This window comes from Pseudoalteromonas sp. P1-16-1b (genome assembly GCF_001401785.1).
GTDB classification, from domain to species: domain Bacteria; phylum Pseudomonadota; class Gammaproteobacteria; order Enterobacterales; family Alteromonadaceae; genus Pseudoalteromonas; species Pseudoalteromonas undina.
In genome coordinates this window covers 1-19,877 of record NZ_LKGQ01000010.1, presented here as the reverse complement: position 1 = coordinate 19,877, position 19,877 = coordinate 1, and the positions used below count along the sequence as shown (strand labels likewise).

The following is a 19,877-nucleotide window of genomic DNA, read 5'->3' as shown; positions in this document are numbered from 1 at the left end:
TTAAAACCAGTAATTAAAGACTATGTAAAGTTTTAAATAAATACTAAATCACTATTAAAACTGACTTTTATATTCAGTTCGCGTATTCTAATCTCCTGATTTAAATAACCTCTATAACGAAATGAGCAACGCCACTCCCCCATTTTCAATCTCAGCCAGCATGACTCACAGCATTGCAAATATTAGTGAAGCTTTAGGTAAAATCAGTACCTTATATTCGCCAGCAACTATTGAGCACTATAAGAAACAAAAACTCACCTCTATACAAATGGAAAGCTCTGAATTTCAATTTACAGTATCTGACCTACCAAGCCCAGATAGCTTATTAGCTCTGCATCGCAGCTTAATGAGAAATAAGACTGAAAAGTCAGGCCGTTATAGGGAGCAAGGTCTAGCGTTAAAAGATGGCTTACAAATGGCACCACAGGCAATTCGAGTGCCACAAATGGTAGAAGAATTATTTGCGTGGTTTAATACAACTAACCACCACCCTCTAATCAGTAGTGCAGTATGCCATTATGAATTACAGTTTATTCAACCGGTTGCACAGGGTAATACTGAGTTAGCGTGTGTGTGGCAAACCCAACAATTATCACAATGGCATACGCTGTTTTCATTGCTAAACATTCATAACTTAATAGCGACAACACGCCAACGATACTTTGAAAGCATTAACCTAAGTACGAAAACCGGTGACTCATCCGTGTTTATTGAGTACATGTTAGAGACATTACTTTCAGCATTAAATATTTTAGAAAGTGATTTAAAATCAATAACAAAAAGCCAAACCCCACAACAACCCCCTCAAGCTAAAAACACTATACACTTAGACATACAAGCCCCCCAAGTCATCGCTTTAATAAATGTATTTAACCAAAGCGAAAAACCATTAAACCGACAAGAGCTACAAAACCAGCTAGGGTTAAAAGATCGAAAACATTTTAGAGAGCGCTATTTAAAACCTGCAATTGATGCAGGCATAATCGAAATGACTATTCCCGAAAAACCGAATAGTAAAATGCAGCAATATAGACTTAAAAGTTAGAAATAAAAAATGCCACTTAAGAGCTTAAGTGGCAGGTTTAATAAGCCGCGCTGAGCGACTTTTTACGCGTATTGCCCAGCGGCAAATCCACAGCTCCACGCGTATTGGAAATTATAGCCTCCTAGCCAACCCGTTACATCGGTCACTTCACCTATAAAGTATAAACCTTTGGCTTTTTTAGCCTCAAATGTTTTTGAGCTTAGCTCATCGGTATCTACACCACCTAAAGTCACTTCTGCGGTTCTGTAACCTTCGGTACCATTTGGCTTAATTTGCCAAGCATGAATATAATCCGCGAGTGCATCTATTTGGCCATGCGTTAGCTGGTTAATATTGCAATCAGGAATAGCTTTACTGTCATAGAGTATTTCAACAAAACGCTTAGGTAAGATAGTAGCAAGGCTATTTTTTAACGATTTTTGCGCTTGCGTTTCTCGCCAATCGGCTAGCTGTTGCTTTAAATCTAGTTCAGGTAATAAATTGATCGTCACCGCCTGACCTGCTCGCCAAAATGAGCTTATTTGTAATATGGCAGGCCCGGATAAGCCGCGGTGAGTAAATAAAATATTCTCTTTAAATACAGTGCCATCTTCGCTTGCAACTTCACAAGAAATACTAATACCCGAAAGCCCTTCAAAACGCTCTTTATCGTGCTGATGTAAGGTAAAGGGAACTAGAGCGGCCATCGTCGGCAATACCTTTAAACCAAATTGCTCTGCAATTTTATAACCTATTGGCGTCGCGCCAAGTTTAGGCATAGTTAAACCGCCAGATGCGACAACTAACGACTCACAGGTCAGTGTTTCTTGCTCAGTTGTGACACTGTAACCTGTTGCTGTTTTAGCTACATTTAGCACTTCGCTGCGTAGTTTAATTGTAACACCCGCCCACTCACACTCTGTTAGTAAAATATCAACAATGTCTTGTGCGCTATTGTCACAGAATAATTGTCCCAATGTTTTATGGTGATACGCCAAACCATGTCGGTCTACAAGCTCTACAAAGTCATGCTGGGTATAACGACTTAAGCACGACTTTACAAAATGGGGATTAGTGCATAAATAGTTATTAGGGCTCGCATTTTCGTTAGTAAAGTTACAACGCCCGCCGCCACTAATTAAAATTTTACGTCCTGGCTTTTTACCCATATCAAGCACTGTAACACTTCGGCCGCGATATCCTGCTTGTGCTGCACACATTAAACCTGCAGCTCCGGCACCGATCACCATCACATCAACGTGAGTCATTTAGTCATCTCTTAAAAACTTTGGTGAATTATAACAAAGTTTCGGTAACAACAAGATAGCTGTTATATTGTTTTTAATTTATCAATAAAGATTAAATAATGATAAAAAGCACCAAATAAATCTAATACATTAGGATCGTCAACATAATAAAAACAAATACAAAACGACTGAAAGCTTACTGAATTCACGGTTATAACTAAATGAAATAGGCACATACGTATTTAATATTTCAAAATAGTTAACAGATCATTTACCTTTGTACCCGCTTTGTGGCTTTCCACAAATAATAATAAAACTAAGGGTAATTATGACTTCTAATGATTCATTTAAAAAATGCGCTGTTGCGCTAACAATAAGTACACTATTTGCAGCCAGCTCAAGCATGGCAAATCCAGCACAAGCAATCTCACCTTCTATGGCTGAAACCTCAGCTAAAATGCAAAATCAAGGTGGGTTTGAAACTCAGTTCATTATCAAATATAAAAATAATAGCGATATGATGAACGTATCAACAACTGAAGCATCGCCTGCAATGATGAATAAAAAAGCGCAAAGCTTTGTAAAAAACTTCACCTCAAAAAAAGGTAAAGTTAAAGCTAAATATATCCGCGCAATGGCATTGAATGATCATCACGTAATGCGTGCCGACAAAAAGCTCAATGCTGAAGAAGCACAACAGTTTATGCAAGAAATGGTCAATTCAGGCAATGTTGAATACATTGAAGTCGATCAAATGTTAAAGCCATTTGCAACACCAAACGACCCTCGTTATGGCGACCAATGGCATTACTATGAGCAAGCCGGTGGCCTAAATCTACCAACAGCCTGGGATACTGCTACAGGTAGCGGCGTGGTTGTAGCTGTTCTTGATACTGGTTACCGTCCGCACGCTGATTTAAACGCCAATATTTTACCTGGCTACGATATGATCTCTAATCTATCAGTCGCTAATGATGGCAATGGCCGTGATAACGATGCTCGCGATCCAGGGGATGCAGTTGCAGCCGGAGAATGTGGTAACAACGGTGCACAAGGTTCTAGCTGGCACGGTACTCACGTAGCAGGAACTGTTGCTGCGGTAACTAATAACGGTGAAGGTGTTGCTGGTGTTGCTTACGACGCGAAAGTAGTGCCTGTACGTGTGTTAGGTAAATGTGGAGGTTTAACCTCTGACATTGCTGATGGTATTATTTGGGCTTCAGGTGGAAATGTGTCGGGTACATCGGCAAATGCTAACCCTGCTGATGTTATAAACATGAGCTTAGGTGGTGCAGGTGCATGTAGCTCAACGACTCAAAATGCTATTAATACAGCACGCAATAACGGTACTGTTGTTGTTATTGCCGCAGGTAACGATAACGATAATTCTGCAAACTACAACCCAGGTAACTGTAGTGGTGTTGTTAACGTTGCATCAGTTGGCCGTAACGGTGGCCGCGCATATTACTCAAATTATGGTAGTAATATTGATGTAGCAGCCCCAGGTGGCGCGCAAAGCTTTGCAAATGATTCTGAGGGTGTTTTATCTACTTACAACTCAGGTTCAACAACACCATCAAGCGACAGCTATGGTTTTTCGCAAGGTACATCAATGGCTGCACCTCATGTTGCGGGTGTTGCTGCATTGATCAAACAAGCTAAACCAAATGCGACTCCTGATGAAATTGAAAACATCTTAAAAACAACCACTCGCTCATTCTCTGCAACATGTACTAGCTGTGGCACAGGTATTGTGGATGCTGCAGCCGCTGTTGCCGCAGCATCAGGTGGCACACCACCGCCAACATCAGGTGATAATGAGCTTGTTGATGGACAAGTGAAAACGGGATTAAGTGGTGCAGCAAGTGCACAAGACTTTTACACTATGACAGTCCCAAGCGGTGCCACTAATGTTACTTTCACTATGAGCGGTGGTACAGGTGATGCTGACTTGTATGTACGTGCCGGTAGCAAACCAACTACCTCTACATACGACTGTCGCCCTTATAAAGGCGGTAACAGTGAAGAGTGCTCTATTGATAACCCAACCCCAGGTACTTATCATATAATGTTAAATGGTTATTCTGCCTACACTGGTGTTAGCTTAGTCGGTAACATTACAGGTGGTTCAACCGGTGGTGGTTCAGGTACACCTCAAGCAGGTGGTGGCACAGTGTCTGATGTTACTGCAAATGCAGGTCAGTGGAAACATTACACGCTAGATGTGCCAGCTGGCATGGCTAGCTTTACAGTAACAACGTCTGGCGGCACCGGTGATGCAGATTTATTTGTAAAATTTGGCAGTCAACCAACTAGCTCAAGCTATGATTGTCGTCCTTATAAAAATGGTAACGCTGAAACATGTACATTTAGTAACCCTCAAGCGGGAACATGGCATCTAAGCGTAAATGCGTATCAAACCTTTTCTGGTTTAACGCTAAGCGGTCAATACCAGCCGTAAACTACTTTCTCCTTAGATAAAAAAAGCCGATACATATGTATCGGCTTTTATTCAATACTTAAAACAGCTTAGTTATAGCTTGGCTAAAACGGCTTCAGCACTACTTATTACAAATTCTTTTTCTTGTTCTACAAGTAATTCGCTAACAACACCATTATCTACAACCATAGCGTAGCGCTTAGAACGCAAACCACCAAAGCCAGCAGTATCTTTTTCAAGCCCTAAGGCACGAGTAAAACTGGCATCGCCGTCTGCAAGCATATCTATATGTTCTGCATTTTGTGACTCGCCCCATGCTTTCATAACAAATGCATCATTTACCGATACACAATAAATAGCGTTAATACCCTTAGCCTTGAATTTATCAGCTAGCGCGATATAACCAGGCAAATGAGCATTGGAACAAGTAGGCGTAAAAGCACCCGGCACTGCAAATAATACAACTTTTTTATCTGCGAATAATTCATTATTAGTGAGCGTTTGCATACCTTCATCACTAAGCTGAGATAAACTTACTGCAGGTATTGTTTGACCTTGCTCTATCATATTAATTCCTTAGGGTAATTACATAGTCTTTTAGCATACAGATTAATATTTAATTCGTCTTCGATTAATCGCTGTTGTTATCTAAACCTAGACCTTCTTTAATAGATGTCATTTGCAACTCTAACTGCGAGCCTATATCAGCAACTAATTCACTCGACTCACTTACTTGGCTTTTCATATCATGCATCGATAGAGTAAAGCCTTGGAGCAACTCATTTTGCTGTTTAGCCAGCTCCATTGCATCAATCGCAACTTTATTAGCCTGCTGCGCATTGCCTGCGACTCCTTCAGAGTTTGCTTTAAGCTCTTGAGCATTTGCGGTTTGTAATTGTGCATCCTCAGTTAGTGCATTGATTTGTTTATAAACCACTTGAGAGTTTTCACTTAGTAGCGCCAACTGATCATTGATCTCTTTTAACGAACCTTGGGTTTGCATTGCTAATTGCCTTACCTCATCGGCAACTACGGCAAAACCTCGACCTTGCTCACCGGCTCTTGCTGATTCTATCGCAGCATTGAGCGCGAGTAAGTTTGTTTGCTCAGCGATGGTGCGTATAACCGTAATAATATTACTCACTCCTTGCACCCCACTCAGTAATTCCTGAACACTATGCATCCCCTGCTCAATACGTTGCTGTGTATCAGAACTGGCATTAAGCATACTTTTAGCAAAACCAACACTTTGCTGCATTGCCTCATAAGTACTTTGGGCATTTTCAGCAGCCTGAGCGTTAATATAATTAACCTGCTCACCCAGTTGCTGAATATTAAGAAGCAGTTCTTCATTGTGATTTACCTGCTGATAACTCGCATTACTTTTTTGCCCAATAGTATGTAAATGCTCACTCATTTGCTGCATAAACTGGCTGACTACATTGAGCATATTCGCTCTTTCTTGCGCTTCTAAACGCTGGCGCTCAATTAACTGATTAAAATACTGCGCTATTTCTCCTACCTCTGTTTTAGGATTATTCACTGTAATATTTTTTAACTCATTACTTTCTATTAAAAATGCAAACCCATCTCGCAGTTGTCGTAAAGGCTGTAAAACCTGTCCGCGCTGTACCCAATAGACACTAAAAGCTAATATTACTAATCCGCCTATTGCTATTCCAAACACCCAAAGCACTTGTCGTTTCACGTTATCTTGCTGTGCTTTTAATGTTTGCTCTGCCTCAATCACTGTTTTTGATACTAAACTAATTTGTTCACGTAACTCATTCGTTCCAGAATCACGTTGCTTTGATTGCGATAAAGTACTGCTTAAATCGCGCAAATAACGTTTAGGCCAACTCACCAACTCCGCTTTTATTTCAGCTGCCAAATCTTCCGGTTCCTCATCTACAAATAAAGCAAACTCATCAACCTCAGTCATTACCCCTAAGTTCGGTAATTGCTCAATATTTATAGCTAGTAAATTTAGGGTTTTTATACTTTGTTGCAGGTTTTTCTCTACCTCAGGTTGGTAATCATTGATCAACTGGTAAGTCGATAAAGATAAATTAACCACTTCACTGTAATAATCACTCGCTAATTTATAATAATTAAGAGCGTTACTGGTTTGCATTGGTGCTTTTTGCGCATAATTAATGAGTGAAGAGGCTGAGCCGGCCATTTGTCTAAGCGCGTTATCTAACAGCGCAGTTTCATTGCCAGATAGTTTTCCAAGTGCTCTGTATTTACCATTAATATCTGTATTTAATGAAGTTAATTGTGCAGCTAAACGAATTTCTAATTCAGGAGGCAGCACCGTTAACTGTTGCGCTTTAAGCTGCTCAATCAAGGTCGATGATTGTTTTAGGTATTGGCTATTACCTTGTACTAAATAACTTTCCAAATGATCGGCAAGCTCGACCATTATGCTATTTTTTAATTGGCTATATGCGCTATCTTGTTGCTGAAGTTTAAGTAATGTATGGCTTGCCCATAACAAGGTAGCGGCTAAAAGGATACTTGCTAACGTTAATAAAATGGCTAGTAAACGGGTAAAAAATGATACACGCATAAATATATCTCAAAACTGACATACACATAGAGTATTGAGTTTTTATGACATTTTTATGTAATAAGAGTAATAAGGATAAATACTCAGGGGGAACTAGACTTAAAGGTAGTTAAACAGGGTGTAAAATGACAATTTATCTAAGTAAAAAAAACCGCGTTTAAACGCGGTTTTTTTTATTAATTAAGCTTTTATTTAAAGGCCTGCGCGATCTTTAATAATAGGGATTAAAGGTGATCCAGCATGATTTGCCTCAGCCCAAGCAATATCGGCACCATCTTCAAGTGAGCTCTTTGATAAGTTTTTAACAATGTACTCGCCTGTATCAACTGCATTACTTGCAACAGCGTGACGCAATAAGTTATTACCATTACAGAAAACTGCATCATAGATATTACGAACTTTCACACGTGAACTTTTTAATTTGCTACGCAGACGGTTTTTATCATCACCAGCAATGTATTCACAGACTGAAACAGCTAACTGATCATTAGCGCTTGCAGGCGCAGTATAAGCAAACGAACCCGCTGCAATAGCAGCAATTACAACTAGCTTCGGTAATTTAATCATTGATTGGACACCCTATATTAATACTTTTTTCGTACTCGACTGTTTAATATTGTACCAACACGCTCAGATTTTGGCAATAATGTTAAGAGATTTTATTCAAAGTTACGAACTTATAACTATATTTATTTTTATCATCAGGAGCCATCAACATTTCATCTTCAATTTGCCAACTTGCAACATTTTGGTAATCAGGAAACTGTGTATCCCCTTCTACATCTAAGTCAATAAAGGTTAAATACAACCGATGTGCTTGCCCTAAGAACTGCTGGTAAATGTTTCCACCGCCAATAATCATCACCTCTGCAACATCATTAACAAGCTCAAGTGCAGCCTCAGGCGTGGTTACTGTTTCAATTCCCGCTGCTTTATATTCAGTGTTGCGAGTAATAATAATATTGCGACGCCCAGGCAGCGGCCTACCTATCGACTCAAATGTTTTACGCCCCATAATAACGGGCTTACCAGAGGTTACTTTTTTAAAGTGCTGAAGATCGCCAGGTAAGTGCCATGGCATTTTATTATCTAAACCAATGACACGGTTGTTTGCCATTGCTGCAATCATTGAAATTATCACACTAAACACCTAATTCTTTATTATTAAAAAAATAAAAAAGGAGCGTTAGCTCCTTTTAAATATATACAATTATCATTAACGCTCGTAGACAACTTCTACGTCGTAATCATCTTCATCCCAATCATCCCAGTCATCATCATCGCCTTTAGTGGCTTTTTGATGGTAGGTATCCCATTTAAATTCAACCTCTTCGTCTGCAACTTCAACAAACTTTTCTTTAGGCATGTTATCAAGTAGCGTCATGATGTCGTGAATTAATGGCTGAGTATTCAATTTATTAATTGCAGCAATACTATAAATATTTTCAGACTCACCTAACTCTTCTGCAATTTGCTCACATAAGGCCTTGGCTTCATCTTCTGGCAATAAGTCAATTTTATTAAATACTAACCAGCGAGGCTTTTCAGCAAGCTTAGGGCTGTACTGATGTAGCTCGTTAATGATTGCAAAAGCATTATCAACAGGATTTGAACCATCAACTGGCATAACATCAATAATGTGCAATAACACACGACAGCGTTCTAAATGCTTTAAGAAACGAATACCTAAGCCTGCACCATCCGATGCACCTTCAATCAAGCCAGGAATATCGGCAATGACAAATGATTTATTTGCTTCAGGACGAACAACACCTAAGTTAGGGATAAGCGTAGTAAATGGATAATCTGCTACTTTAGGTTTTGCAGCCGATACGCTGCGAATAAAAGTCGATTTACCGGCATTTGGTAAACCCAGTAAACCTACATCAGCGAGCAGCATTAGCTCTAACTTAAGGTTACGTACTTCACCAGGTGTTCCGAGTGTTTTTTGACGTGGGGCACGATTGGTACTTGATTTAAAACGCGCATTCCCCAAGCCATGGAAACCGCCTTTTGCAACCACAATTCGTTGACCATCTTGGGTTAAATCCCCTAATGATTCTTGTGTATCAACATCAATGATACGTGTGCCTACCGGTACTTTTACAATCAGATCTTCACCTTTTTTACCAGTACAATTACGGCTTTGACCGTTAGTACCGCGTTCTGCTCTATGAAAACGCTCGAATTGATAGTCAATAAGGGTATTTAAGTTTTCATCAGCTTGTAGATAAACACTACCACCGTCTCCACCGTCACCGCCATCAGGTCCACCATCTGGAACATATTTCTCACGACGAAAAGACACGATGCCGCTGCCACCGTCACCAGCTTCTGCGCGAATTTCTACTTCATCTACAAACTTCATGATTACTCACTTTAGGGATTGGCTTGTTAATAACTCTATTATATACCTAAGTGGCCTATAGAGCACACTGAGCATAAAAACACTTGGGTATATATTTAGAGCTGCTTAAAACAAAAAACCCCGCAAAGGCGGGGTTTTTTAACTACCTTACTGATTACTCAGCTACGATAGTTACGTATTTACGGTTTAAAGGACCTTTTTGTTCAAACTGAACTTTACCATCTGCTTTTGCGAAGATAGTGTGGTCTTTACCGATACCTACGTTTGCGCCTGGGTGGAATCGAGTTCCACGCTGACGAACAATGATGCTACCCGCTAGAACTGATTCGCCACCAAAACGCTTAACACCTAGGCGTTTGCTTTCTGAATCGCGACCGTTACGAGTACTACCAGCTGCTTTTTTATGTGCCATTTCTAAGTACCTCTAATTAAGCGCTAATGCCAGTGATTTTAACTTCTGTGAACCATTGACGATGGCCCATTTGCTTACGAGAATGCTTACGGCGTCTAAATTTAACAACCTTAATCTTCTCACCGCGACCGTGTGAAACAACCTCAGCTGTTACTTTACCACCGTTTACGAACGGTACACCAATCTCGATCTTCTCACCATCAGCAACTAAAAGTACTGAATCAAATTCAACTGCTGCACCAGTTTCAACGTCTAATTTCTCAAGACGAATTGTTTGACCTTCAGTCACACGGTGCTGTTTACCACCACTTTGGAAAACCGCGTACATAATTAACTCCGTCTGTGCGCCCTCAAATCGACGCAACTAAAATATTCTTCAATAGGGCGCGAAGTTTACGCTAATGCGAAAAAACTAGCAAGCCTCTTTTTGTAATTAAATGAATAAAAAGTAGCTGCATTGAGAGCAATTCAATATTTCCTCTATTTTATATTAAAATCCCCCTTTGCCAAGCGCTTTTTAACGGTTAGAGAAAATAAATTAGCAATCGCAAAGCAAGCCCACGCAGTTCAATTAACCGTCAAGGATGATTCAAATTTAAACCGCGCTGTTTAATCATTTATTCACCAAGTTAATAGGTCATTTAACCTACTTAAGGGTGTTTTTTTAAGGAATCATCACAAAATATCGAGCTAATGCGTTTTTTGTTGTACAATCTGCGCCGTTCACACATTAAAATTGGCTCGGAGATCAATGGATATAAAAGCTATCCAGGCGTTAATCGAAAGCGATATGAATGACGTCAATCAACTAATACATGCGCAAATGCGCTCAGATGTGGCGTTAGTTAATCAACTTGGTTTGTATATTGTTAACAGCGGTGGCAAACGTGTTCGCCCCATGTTGGCTATTTTGGCGGCTAAAGCGCTAGGTTACCAAGGTAAAGATCACATTACGCTAGCAACAATTATTGAATTTATTCATACCGCAACGCTTTTACATGACGATGTAGTAGATGAATCTAACTTGCGCCGTGGCACACCCACAGCAAATGCCGAGTTTGGTAATGCCGCCAGTGTTCTCGTGGGAGACTTTATTTATACTCGCTCGTTTCAGCTAATGGTAGGCCTTGGTAAAATGCAGATAATGCAAGTATTAGCCGATGCAACCAATATTATTGCTGAAGGCGAAGTGCTGCAATTAATGAACTGTAATGACCCAGATACTACTGAAGCCAGTTATATGCAGGTTATTTACTCTAAAACCGCCAAGTTATTTGAAGCTGCAACCGGGCTAGCTGCTATTATTACTGAGCAAGATGACAGTGTATTAAACGCACTTAATTTGTATGGTATGCATTTAGGCACTGCTTTTCAGTTAGTGGATGATGTTTTAGATTACAACGCTGATGCCGATCAACTTGGTAAAAACATTGGCGATGATTTAGCTGAAGGTAAGCCGACGTTACCTCTTATATATGCAATGCAACACGGTAGTGAGCATCAAACACAGTTAATAAGAGACGCTATTGAGCACTGTAATGGTATGGAGCATCTAGATGAGATACTCGCTGCACTTAAACATACCAATGCCCTTGAGTTCACTATGCAAAAAGCAGAGCAAGAAGCAGAGAAAGCAATTGCTTGTTTAGATTGCTTAGCTGAATCAAGTTACAAGCAAGCGTTAATTAGCTTAGCTAGAATAGCGGTTGACCGCGACCACTAAGTTATACTGTGTAGATAATTCCGAGCAATAAAAAAGCCTGCAAGTGCAGGCTTTTTTATGGGTTAATTTTGGCTATTACGCCATAAAATCAACACCTTCTTTAATGTCTTTTTTCAGAGTTTCAAGCATGTCATTTTTTGCTTGCTCTTCAAATGCGCTTAGGGTGCCGTAAGAAAGAATTTCTTCTACGCCATTTTTACCTAAACGTACTGGATGTGCGAAGTACTCTGCATCGCCATTTTCAACAGCAACGTATGCATAATCTACAACGTCTTCACCTTGTAAGCCTTTAACTAAAGACATACAAAAACGTGCAGCAGCAGCACCCATTGATAATGTTGCAGAACCACCGCCCGCTTTAGCATTAACTACTTCAGTACCCGCGTTTTGGATACGTGGAGTCAGTGCAGCCACTTCTTCATCAGTGAAAGTAACACCTTCAACTTGAGAAAGTAACGGTAGGATAGTTGTGCCTGAGTGGCCACCAATTACTGGAACTTTAACGCTTGCTACGTCAACGCCTTTAAGCTCAGCAATGAACGCTTCAGAACGGATCACATCGAGTGTTGTAATACCGAATACACGTTTAGCATCATAAGTACCTGCTTTTTTAAATACTTCAGCAACAATTGGTACAGTGCCGTTAACTGGGTTAGTAATAATACCCACAAGCGCTTTAGGACAGTTAGCAACAATGCCTTCTGCTAGTGTTTTGATGATACCAGCGTTAACATTAAATAAATCAGCACGATCCATACCTGGCTTACGTGGCATACCCGCTGGGATAAGAACGATATCACAACCTGTTAATGCTTTATCTAAATCGTCAGCACCAAAACCTGCAACTTTAACATCTGTTGGGATGTGAGAAAGGTCAACAGCAACACCAGGAACTACTGGCGCAACATCATATAGTGATAATTCAGAGCCAGCTGGTAAACCTGTTTTTAATAATAAAGACAACGCTTGACCGATACCGCCTGCAGCACCTAATACAGCAACTTTCATTGGAATTCTCCGTGATTTGAGGTAGGAAATATTTGTGGTTCATAAGATAAAGAAATTAACGACTAAAAACAAATTTATCCTGCTTATTTTAGCTATATTTTCGACCATAGTTGTAAACTTTGCTGTTTAAACGCAGCAAAATGGCAACTTAAGCAAACAACTGCTGCATAATTATGCATTTTTGTGTAGAATTTGCAGTATCTATTACATAACTAATTAGACACTATGCAACCACAAGATAAACAAGAAGCATTGGTTAAAGCCTTTAAAGCACTTTTAAAAGAAGAAAACTTTGGCTCACAAGGCGAAATAGTTGATGCGTTAAAAGAGCAAGGCTTTGATAATATTAGCCAAAGTAAAGTGTCGCGAATGTTAAGTAAGTTTGGCGCGGTACGCACCCGTAATGCAAAACAAGAAATGGTATACTGTTTACCCGCCGAAATGGGGGTACCTACCGCTAAGAGCCCATTACGCCAGCTCGTTATTGATATTATGCATAACGAAATGATGATTATTATTCGCACCAGTCCTGGAGCTGCTCAACTCATTGCGCGTTTACTTGATTCATTAGGCAAAGCAGATGGCGTACTAGGTACTATTGCTGGCGATGATACTATTTTTATCGCACCAGCTAAAATCTCAGAAATAGACCTCACACTAGAGCGTGTTCGTATTTTATTTGATACGGTTTAATCACTAACGCTGTAATAAAGACGGCTATGAATAATACATAGCCGTTTTGTAATTTTTATAACTGCTTCAAAAATCGTACTGAGGGGGCAAAAAATGCAGAGCCCATATCCGCCTGAGTAAAATCAAGCCAGTGATCATAATTCTCTCCCTGCCCTAGTCGGCTAGTTAGCACTTTTTCGAATGCATCCCCTTTAGCAGAGCACGTGATCACTAACATACCTTGCTCATACACATCGCCATAAGGCATGCTTTGGTTAAGTAACAGTGCCTGACCTTGTTCGTCTTTTAATTCACTTCGGGTTGCATGGCTGCTCTCAAGTGCGGGGCTGAGCAAGGTATTATCAAGGCGTGTACGACCCATTATTTGCTCTTGTTCATGTAATGACAAATGCTGCCACAGGCTCAAGTCATGTTTATAGCGCTGCACATGAATGTAACTACCTTGATCTTCAAAACTATCAGGTTTGTTTACTAACGCCGTTACGCGTTTTTGACGGCCATGAGGGGTATCGCCCGCATAGATAAAACCATTAAAATCACGACCATCTAAAAAACGGAAATTACGAACTTGCTCTACCAGCTCAACATCAGGGGTGAATAGTTTGAGAATTTGTAGTGCAAACAAGTGGTTCACGTCTTCTCTGTCTGAGCGGATTTGCACAAACAAATCACATGGTCTTGCACTCATAACAAACTCGCTATGGGTAATATTAGGAAAGCTTTGCAGCTCGCTTGGCATGAAATCAGGTAAGATATGCGGCCAATATTGCGCACCAATTGCCACCATGCAAGAAAGCATAGATTCAGAAAACTGATCACTAAACTCATCTTCAATATCGCTCACTTGTTTAAGCTTAGAGCGAAGTGATTCGTCGTGACCATCAAGTACATTAAAAAATAAGTGCAAACCGTGTAAGTTTGCTTCAGCACAAATCCCTGATTGCGCTTGCGCCATTGTTATTCCTTACTTTTTAGAGCAAAACACAGTGATTAATTACGATTTAAAAAAATTCACCGTGTGCGGTTTTATTTTTATTATAACCTGTTCATTAATTTCAAATGACTGGCCATACTGAGCTGCAACTTCTATTTCTTGTTCAGCAATAACGACAGTATATACATAAGCAGAGCCAATAAAGCGACTGCTTAGAATTGTAACGCACTCACACTGCAGTTCGTTATTGTTACTACTGGCAAGCTCAAGCTGGTGTGGACGCACATAAATAACCCCCTTTTCAGCCACTACGTGTTGCTGTGGCAGTATTGATTTAACCACACCAAACTGCGTTTCATATTCAGTGGCTGTTAATGCAGCTGCGCTTAAGTATATGCCCTGACCCAGAAATTCTGCAACCTCCTTTGAACTTGGTTTAGCAAAAAGCTGCTCTGGCGTGCCTTGCTGCGCAATTTTACCTTGGTGCATAACAGCAAGTGTATCTGAAAATGCAAACGCCTCTTCTTTTGAGTGAGTAACAAATACTGCCGACACTTGTTGAGCTTTAATAATACGTCTTATATCAGCGATTAACTCAAATCGGACTTGGGTATCAATATTAGAAAACGGCTCATCTAACAATAGTAAGCTGGGTTTATAAGCTAATGCACGCGCAATCGCTACCCGTTGCTGTTGACCACCAGAGAGTTGATGTGGATATCTATCCGCGCAGCCAACCAAGTGCACAAGTTTTAACATTTCATCCACGCGAGCCTGTTTATCCGTTTTGCTCATACCGCTTAGACCAAAGCCAATATTATTCGCCACCGTTAAATGTGGGAATAATGCGTAGTCTTGAAACATCATGCCAATATTACGATGCTCTGGTGACACAAACGTATTGGCGTCACTGACTAACTTACCATCAATAAATACCTGTCCTTGTTTGGCTTCAATTAACCCTGCAATGGCTTTAAGCGTGGTGGTTTTGCCGCAGCCACTGGCACCGAGTAAACACACTATTTCGTCTTTACCTAAGGTTAAGTCTAAATCATCTACAACCTTAGTCCCGTTATATGCATAGCTCACACCTTGTAAAATCAAACTACTCATTTAACTACGTTGCTCCATTGAACGATTAATAAAATATAACGGAATAAAACCTACCACCACTATAAATAAAGCTGATATGGAGGCCAGCTCTAATTGTTCATCGCTAACATATTGAAACACGTGCGTAGCTAAACTTTCAAAATCAAAAGGCCTTAGCAGTAAGGCTGCGGGCAGCTCTTTCATACACTCAATAAATACCAATAAACCAGCGGTTAATAAGCCTCGGCGTAATAAAGGCAAATGCACTAAGCGTAATGTGTGGCCTTGGCTTTTCCCCATTGACTGACTTGCCATATCAAGCGAGGGGCTAATGCGTGAAAAGCTCGACTCTATAGCACCATGAGCAACTGCGTAAAAACGCACAATATAAGCAAAGATAATCGTTAGTAAACTACCAGTAAGTAATAAACCAATATCTAAGTTATAAGGAGTCAGAATGCGGTTAATAGTATTTTCTAATAGGGTGAGTGGCAACAATACAGCAATAGCTAATACTGTCCCAGGGAGTGCATACCCGGTACTTGCTAAGCGCCCAGGTATAAGTGGGTTTGCTTGTTTTGCAATGCGCTGATAAAACACCACTAAAACACTCAAAACAATAGTCACTACACTCACTACTGCGGCCACTTTCAAACTTTGCCATGCATAGCTAAAAAATTCACTACTCCACGCTTGATCAAAATACATGATTGCATACTTGAGCAAAACAACCATGGGAATAATAAATGAGATTATTAAAATAAGGCTACAAAAGCCTGTTGCTAACCATGCAGACTTACCTTTAAGAATATAAAGCGCCTCACTGTTCACACTTGACTGACGCTCAAATACAGCTTGGTTACGACGGCTAAAACGCTCGGTGATCAATGCTAAGAATAGCAGTAACAACATCACCCCTGAAATTTTTGCTGCCGCAGTTAATGAGTAATAACCAAACCAAGTATCGTATACTGCGGTGGTTAATGTACTGACTGCAAAGTAGCTAACGGTAGCAAAATCAGCCATGGTTTCCATGCTGATCAAAGCCAGCGCAGCAACAATAGCACCACGAGAAAGCACTAGGCTTACTTTAAAAAAGCTTTTCCATGCACTTAATCCCATTAATTGGCTTGCTTGAACTAATTTAAAGGATTGTTCACGTAGTGCGGTTTTAAAAATTAAATATAAATACGGGTAGAGTACCAGCGCAATCATGATGATAGCCCCTGGCAAAGTGCGTATATCAAAAAACCAGTAATCATTGGGTGATTGCCAACCAAACCATTCTCTTAGTGTTATTTGTATCGGCCCCGCGTAGTCGAGTAAATCCGTGTACACATAAGCAATAATATAGGTAGGCATGGCAAGCGGCAGCATCAGTGCCCATTCAAACTGTTGTTTGCCAGGAAAACGGCAATAAGCGGTGAGCCAACCCAGTGGCAACGCAATCAGACAGCTAAGTAACCCTACACCTAAAACCAGCAATACGGTATTACTTATATAGTCCCACAGCACGGTATTCCACAGGTGAGTAAATACCTCTGAGTCGCCTTGTAAAGATTCTACTAGCAGAAAAAATAACGGGGTCGACAGTAATAACCCTGTCGACCACGCAATAAGCTGCCACTTCGACAGCTGAAATTTATAAGTCATTAAAGATCGAACTTCACCTCATCAATTAGCTTAAGGGCTAACGGACGATATTTGCTAATTTCATCAAGCGGTAAGCTGTCTTCCTTAAAGCTTCCCCACGATGCAACCAAACTTGAAAGCTTAACACCTGGCTTGACCGGATACTCCATATTGAGCGAGGCATACATATTTTGCGCCTTATTGTCGGTCATATACTCTATGAGTTTCAAGGCATTTTCAGGGTTTTTAGCATACTTAGTAATTACCGCACCCGATACGTTAATATGCGAACCACGGTTAGTTTGGTTTGGAAAGTTAATATTAACCGCATCTGCCCACGGTTTTTGCGCTTCATCTTGCAACATTTTACCTAAGTAGTAACTGTTACCTAAAGCTAAATTACATAAACCTTCTTTAACGGCTTTAACTTGCGCACGGTCATTTCCCTGCGGCTTACGCGCTAAATTAGCTTTTACACCCTCAAGCCATGTTTTAGTCTGGACTTCACCATGATGAGCAATCATAGAAGCAACTAACCCTAAATTATAAGGGTGTTTACCAGAGCGAGTACAAATTTGACCTTTATATTCAGGTTCGGCTAAATCTTCATAACTCAGCTCAGGTAATGGACCTAAACGCTCTTTTGAAGAGTAAACATTTCGCACTCGCTTAGTGAGCGCCACCCACTGACCATCGCCATCACGAAATGCAGCCGGCACATTATTATTAACCTGCTCACTATCAATAGTTTGCGTTAGCTTTAACTCTTCTAACTGAATTAACGCACTAAAGTTAGACGTTAAAACTAAATCTGCTTTACTGTGTTTGCCTTCACGCTTAACACGCTCGATTAGGCCTTTTTTAGCAAACACAACATTAGTTTTAATGCCTGTTTGCTGTGTAAAATCATCTAAAATAGGTTTAATTAAAAAAGGTTGTCTAAATGAGTAAATATTCACAACATCGGTTGCAACAGCAGGTGCTGAGATAATTAGTCCAACGACAAGCGCTAGTGTTTTTTTCATATTTTCTTACCTGACTAATAATTATTATCATTAATTTTACCGCGATGAACTAAAAAGTGCACACTTTATATAATTACTTAGTAATAAATACGCCCAAAAAAGAAAACCCTTGTAAGATATCTCTTACGCTTATGGCAGTAAATGAGTAAAAACACCCTGCATAACACCCCATAAATACAGCAAGCCATTGTATTTTAAATAATTTATAAATATTTCATTTGTAAGAACATAAACCATAAGCGGTTTTATCCTACATTTACTGCAAATCACTCTCTATAATTAACCCATAAATAAGCAACGACGCTTACCGAGTAAATGGAAACGGATTAACTACTCGAATACCAAGGTTTGGTTTTTAGGATAACAGGGATTTAAGGACAGGCTCAGGATGAGTATCGCAATGGATTGTTGCACAAGGGATAGCATCAGGATGATGCATAATGGATAACAACAGCGGAATAGTTGTTTATAAAGGATAGGGAACAAAAAGGACAGGCCTTAAAGGCAACACAACGGAATGGTAACAAAGGGAATGCACTCGGATGTGCAATAAGGATTGGTAATAGATTTTACCTTACAGGATGTTTTAGGGATTTATGGAGACAGGCCCGGATAGCCTATATTACATAGAACTAGAAAGTAATATTGTAATAACACGGATCGTAAAAATTGGAGTTGATTAGGTTCAATTGCAGGATGCAACAAAGTTAGAAGATTCCGCAAGCGCGACTAGAGATGGTTCGCGCTTTTCTTTTGCCTGAAAGTCAGCAGTCAGCCAAATTATATATGTTTAGGCTATACTCAAGCGTCAAATTCAGCTTTTTCGTATTAATACTCTGCACTTTATTCGGGCCTGCCTTTATTACGTTTACCAAGTAAATAAGCGTCGCGAAACTTAATAAAATGCTGCTCTAATTTAGTGCTCGCATCAACTTCACCGGCCAATGCTAATACCATAATAGCTACTTCTGCCGTTCCTAACTGATGAGCATGGGGCGCTACACGTAATCGGTAATCTGAGAGTTTTTCTGCGGTAATAGAAAGCACAGGTAAGTTATCTAAATAAGGACTCTTACGAATCATTTTTTTAGCTTCTCGCCATGTACCATCTAAAAATATAAACAATGGCTGTTTACCTGCATGCGTTTCAACCTGGGTTACCACCCTATCAGTTTCAACATCTTCAGCCGGAAAAATCACAAAAGGCTGATATTTATCATTATTCAATAATGCTAATAAAGCAGGATCTGGGGAGGTTCTATCCCAACGAAACGCATAATTATCAGGAACTATTTCCGCAATTAAACGCCCTGTATTAGACGGTTTAAAACTTTCATTGTGATACATAAGTAAGCATACTGCAGCGCTACAGCTTGCGTACTCAGCGCCCTCACAAATACAGTAATGCTTGGCAATTAAGCATTGATCACAACGATCCATTTTTCCACCACGGGCATTAAACTCACGTCGAGATTCACTTATTTGCTGGGCACGTAATGCTAAAACTGAATTTTTTAAACTCTGGGTCACTGTGGGTATTTACCTATAAACTGATGGCTGCGCATTGTAGCTAAAATAAAAGAAATTAGATATCAGCTATCAGCTATCAGCTATCAGTTATCAGCTATCAGCTATCAGCTATCAGCTATCAGCTATCAGCTATCAGCTATCAGCTATCAGCTATCAGCTATCAGCTATCAGCTATCA

At 40.0% G+C, this 19,877-nt stretch carries 18 protein-coding genes; 4 read left to right on the top strand and 14 right to left on the bottom strand.

Features of this window, described 5'->3' with window-relative positions; translation table 11 throughout:
- The first annotated feature begins 121 nt into the window (after positions 1-121).
- Positions 122-1,045: a Fic family protein gene (locus AN392_RS08945; RefSeq protein ID WP_055012500.1), complete on the top strand. Its 924-nt coding sequence runs from the start codon at positions 122-124 to the stop codon at positions 1,043-1,045.
- A gap of 62 nt (positions 1,046-1,107) precedes the next feature.
- On the opposite strand, the gene AN392_RS08940 is transcribed toward AN392_RS08945, so the two are convergent.
- Positions 1,108-2,292, bottom strand: a complete 1,185-nt coding sequence (locus AN392_RS08940) for an NAD(P)/FAD-dependent oxidoreductase (RefSeq protein ID WP_055012499.1) — start codon at positions 2,290-2,292, stop codon at positions 1,108-1,110.
- A 307-nt stretch (positions 2,293-2,599) separates the two neighbouring features.
- Between AN392_RS08940 and AN392_RS08935 the strand changes: the two genes are divergently transcribed.
- On the top strand, positions 2,600-4,732 hold the full coding sequence (locus AN392_RS08935) for a S8 family peptidase (RefSeq protein ID WP_055012498.1): 2,133 nt from the start codon (positions 2,600-2,602) through the stop codon (positions 4,730-4,732).
- 72 nt (positions 4,733-4,804) lie between these two features.
- On the opposite strand, the gene AN392_RS08930 is transcribed toward AN392_RS08935, so the two are convergent.
- The 7 genes from AN392_RS08930 to rplU form a co-directional block, all read right to left on the bottom strand.
- Positions 4,805-5,278 carry a peroxiredoxin gene (locus AN392_RS08930; protein ID WP_054201940.1) on the bottom strand — a complete coding sequence of 158 codons (474 nt, stop codon included), beginning with the start codon at positions 5,276-5,278 and terminating at the stop codon, positions 4,805-4,807.
- A gap of 64 nt (positions 5,279-5,342) precedes the next feature.
- Positions 5,343-7,283: a methyl-accepting chemotaxis protein gene (locus AN392_RS08925; protein WP_055012497.1), complete on the bottom strand. Its 1,941-nt coding sequence runs from the start codon at positions 7,281-7,283 to the stop codon at positions 5,343-5,345.
- Positions 7,284-7,475: 192 nt separating this feature from the next.
- Positions 7,476-7,850, bottom strand: coding sequence for a DUF3718 domain-containing protein (locus AN392_RS08920; protein ID WP_010391650.1), 375 nt, complete (start codon positions 7,848-7,850; stop codon positions 7,476-7,478).
- 82 nt (positions 7,851-7,932) lie between these two features.
- Positions 7,933-8,424 carry a type 3 dihydrofolate reductase gene (gene folA / locus AN392_RS08915; RefSeq protein WP_171036849.1) on the bottom strand — a complete coding sequence of 164 codons (492 nt, stop codon included), beginning with the start codon at positions 8,422-8,424 and terminating at the stop codon, positions 7,933-7,935.
- A gap of 75 nt (positions 8,425-8,499) precedes the next feature.
- A complete protein-coding gene (gene cgtA / locus AN392_RS08910) occupies positions 8,500-9,651 on the bottom strand; it encodes an Obg family GTPase CgtA (protein WP_055012496.1) in 1,152 nt (383 codons plus the stop codon).
- 154 nt (positions 9,652-9,805) lie between these two features.
- Entirely contained in the window at positions 9,806-10,063 is a 258-nt protein-coding gene (gene rpmA / locus AN392_RS08905) for a 50S ribosomal protein L27 (protein WP_008114963.1), read from the bottom strand.
- A 16-nt stretch (positions 10,064-10,079) separates the two neighbouring features.
- Positions 10,080-10,391: a 50S ribosomal protein L21 gene (gene rplU / locus AN392_RS08900; RefSeq protein ID WP_004587921.1), complete on the bottom strand. Its 312-nt coding sequence runs from the start codon at positions 10,389-10,391 to the stop codon at positions 10,080-10,082.
- Positions 10,392-10,814: 423 nt separating this feature from the next.
- Between rplU and ispB the strand changes: the two genes are divergently transcribed.
- The gene (ispB, locus tag AN392_RS08895; protein ID WP_008114958.1) at positions 10,815-11,786 is read left to right on the top strand and encodes an octaprenyl diphosphate synthase; all 972 of its coding nucleotides are present in this window, start codon (positions 10,815-10,817) and stop codon (positions 11,784-11,786) included.
- 75 nt (positions 11,787-11,861) lie between these two features.
- Here ispB and mdh read toward each other — a convergent pair whose 3' ends face one another.
- Positions 11,862-12,794, bottom strand: a complete 933-nt coding sequence (gene mdh / locus AN392_RS08890) for a malate dehydrogenase (RefSeq protein ID WP_008466462.1) — start codon at positions 12,792-12,794, stop codon at positions 11,862-11,864.
- A 225-nt stretch (positions 12,795-13,019) separates the two neighbouring features.
- On the opposite strand from mdh, the gene argR reads away from it, so the two are divergent.
- Positions 13,020-13,487 (top strand): transcriptional regulator ArgR, encoded by a 468-nt coding sequence (argR, locus tag AN392_RS08885; protein ID WP_008466460.1) that lies wholly within the window; start codon positions 13,020-13,022, stop codon positions 13,485-13,487.
- Positions 13,488-13,542: 55 nt separating this feature from the next.
- Here argR and AN392_RS08880 read toward each other — a convergent pair whose 3' ends face one another.
- The 5 genes from AN392_RS08880 to AN392_RS08860 all read right to left on the bottom strand — a co-directional run bounded on the left by AN392_RS08880 (position 13,543) and on the right by AN392_RS08860 (position 19,700).
- A complete protein-coding gene (locus AN392_RS08880; RefSeq protein WP_055012495.1) occupies positions 13,543-14,442 on the bottom strand; it encodes a Dyp-type peroxidase in 900 nt (299 codons plus the stop codon).
- A 39-nt stretch (positions 14,443-14,481) separates the two neighbouring features.
- Positions 14,482-15,534 carry an ABC transporter ATP-binding protein gene (locus tag AN392_RS08875; RefSeq protein WP_055012494.1) on the bottom strand — a complete coding sequence of 351 codons (1,053 nt, stop codon included), beginning with the start codon at positions 15,532-15,534 and terminating at the stop codon, positions 14,482-14,484.
- The gene (locus AN392_RS08870; protein ID WP_055012493.1) at positions 15,535-17,166 is read right to left on the bottom strand and encodes an iron ABC transporter permease; all 1,632 of its coding nucleotides are present in this window, start codon (positions 17,164-17,166) and stop codon (positions 15,535-15,537) included.
- Entirely contained in the window at positions 17,166-18,170 is a 1,005-nt protein-coding gene (locus AN392_RS08865) for a Fe(3+) ABC transporter substrate-binding protein (RefSeq protein ID WP_055012492.1), read from the bottom strand. Before AN392_RS08865 ends, AN392_RS08870 begins: the two co-directional genes overlap by 1 nt.
- 843 nt (positions 18,171-19,013) lie before the next feature.
- Positions 19,014-19,700, bottom strand: a complete 687-nt coding sequence (locus AN392_RS08860; RefSeq protein ID WP_055012491.1) for a tRNA-uridine aminocarboxypropyltransferase — start codon at positions 19,698-19,700, stop codon at positions 19,014-19,016.
- Positions 19,701-19,877 lie beyond the last annotated feature (177 nt).

Excerpts from the sequence above, each read along its gene's own strand:
- AN392_RS08930 (WP_054201940.1), bottom strand. The coding sequence starts at position 5,278 with ATGATAGAGCAAGGTCAAACAATACCTGCAGTAAGTTTATCTCAGCTT.
- AN392_RS08920 (WP_010391650.1), bottom strand. The coding sequence starts at position 7,850 with ATGATTAAATTACCGAAGCTAGTTGTAATTGCTGCTATTGCAGCGGGT.
- AN392_RS08940 (WP_055012499.1), bottom strand. The coding sequence starts at position 2,292 with ATGACTCACGTTGATGTGATGGTGATCGGTGCCGGAGCTGCAGGTTTA.
- cgtA (WP_055012496.1), bottom strand. The coding sequence starts at position 9,651 with ATGAAGTTTGTAGATGAAGTAGAAATTCGCGCAGAAGCTGGTGACGGT.
- rpmA (WP_008114963.1), bottom strand. The coding sequence starts at position 10,063 with ATGGCACATAAAAAAGCAGCTGGTAGTACTCGTAACGGTCGCGATTCA.
- AN392_RS08875 (WP_055012494.1), bottom strand. The coding sequence starts at position 15,534 with ATGAGTAGTTTGATTTTACAAGGTGTGAGCTATGCATATAACGGGACT.
- rplU (WP_004587921.1), bottom strand. The coding sequence starts at position 10,391 with ATGTACGCGGTTTTCCAAAGTGGTGGTAAACAGCACCGTGTGACTGAA.
- AN392_RS08865 (WP_055012492.1), bottom strand. The coding sequence starts at position 18,170 with ATGAAAAAAACACTAGCGCTTGTCGTTGGACTAATTATCTCAGCACCT.
- mdh (WP_008466462.1), bottom strand. The coding sequence starts at position 12,794 with ATGAAAGTTGCTGTATTAGGTGCTGCAGGCGGTATCGGTCAAGCGTTG.
- AN392_RS08945 (WP_055012500.1), top strand. The coding sequence starts at position 122 with ATGAGCAACGCCACTCCCCCATTTTCAATCTCAGCCAGCATGACTCAC.
- AN392_RS08880 (WP_055012495.1), bottom strand. The coding sequence starts at position 14,442 with ATGGCGCAAGCGCAATCAGGGATTTGTGCTGAAGCAAACTTACACGGT.
- AN392_RS08925 (WP_055012497.1), bottom strand. The coding sequence starts at position 7,283 with ATGCGTGTATCATTTTTTACCCGTTTACTAGCCATTTTATTAACGTTA.
- AN392_RS08870 (WP_055012493.1), bottom strand. The coding sequence starts at position 17,166 with ATGACTTATAAATTTCAGCTGTCGAAGTGGCAGCTTATTGCGTGGTCG.
- ispB (WP_008114958.1), top strand. The coding sequence starts at position 10,815 with ATGGATATAAAAGCTATCCAGGCGTTAATCGAAAGCGATATGAATGAC.
- AN392_RS08935 (WP_055012498.1), top strand. The coding sequence starts at position 2,600 with ATGACTTCTAATGATTCATTTAAAAAATGCGCTGTTGCGCTAACAATA.
- argR (WP_008466460.1), top strand. The coding sequence starts at position 13,020 with ATGCAACCACAAGATAAACAAGAAGCATTGGTTAAAGCCTTTAAAGCA.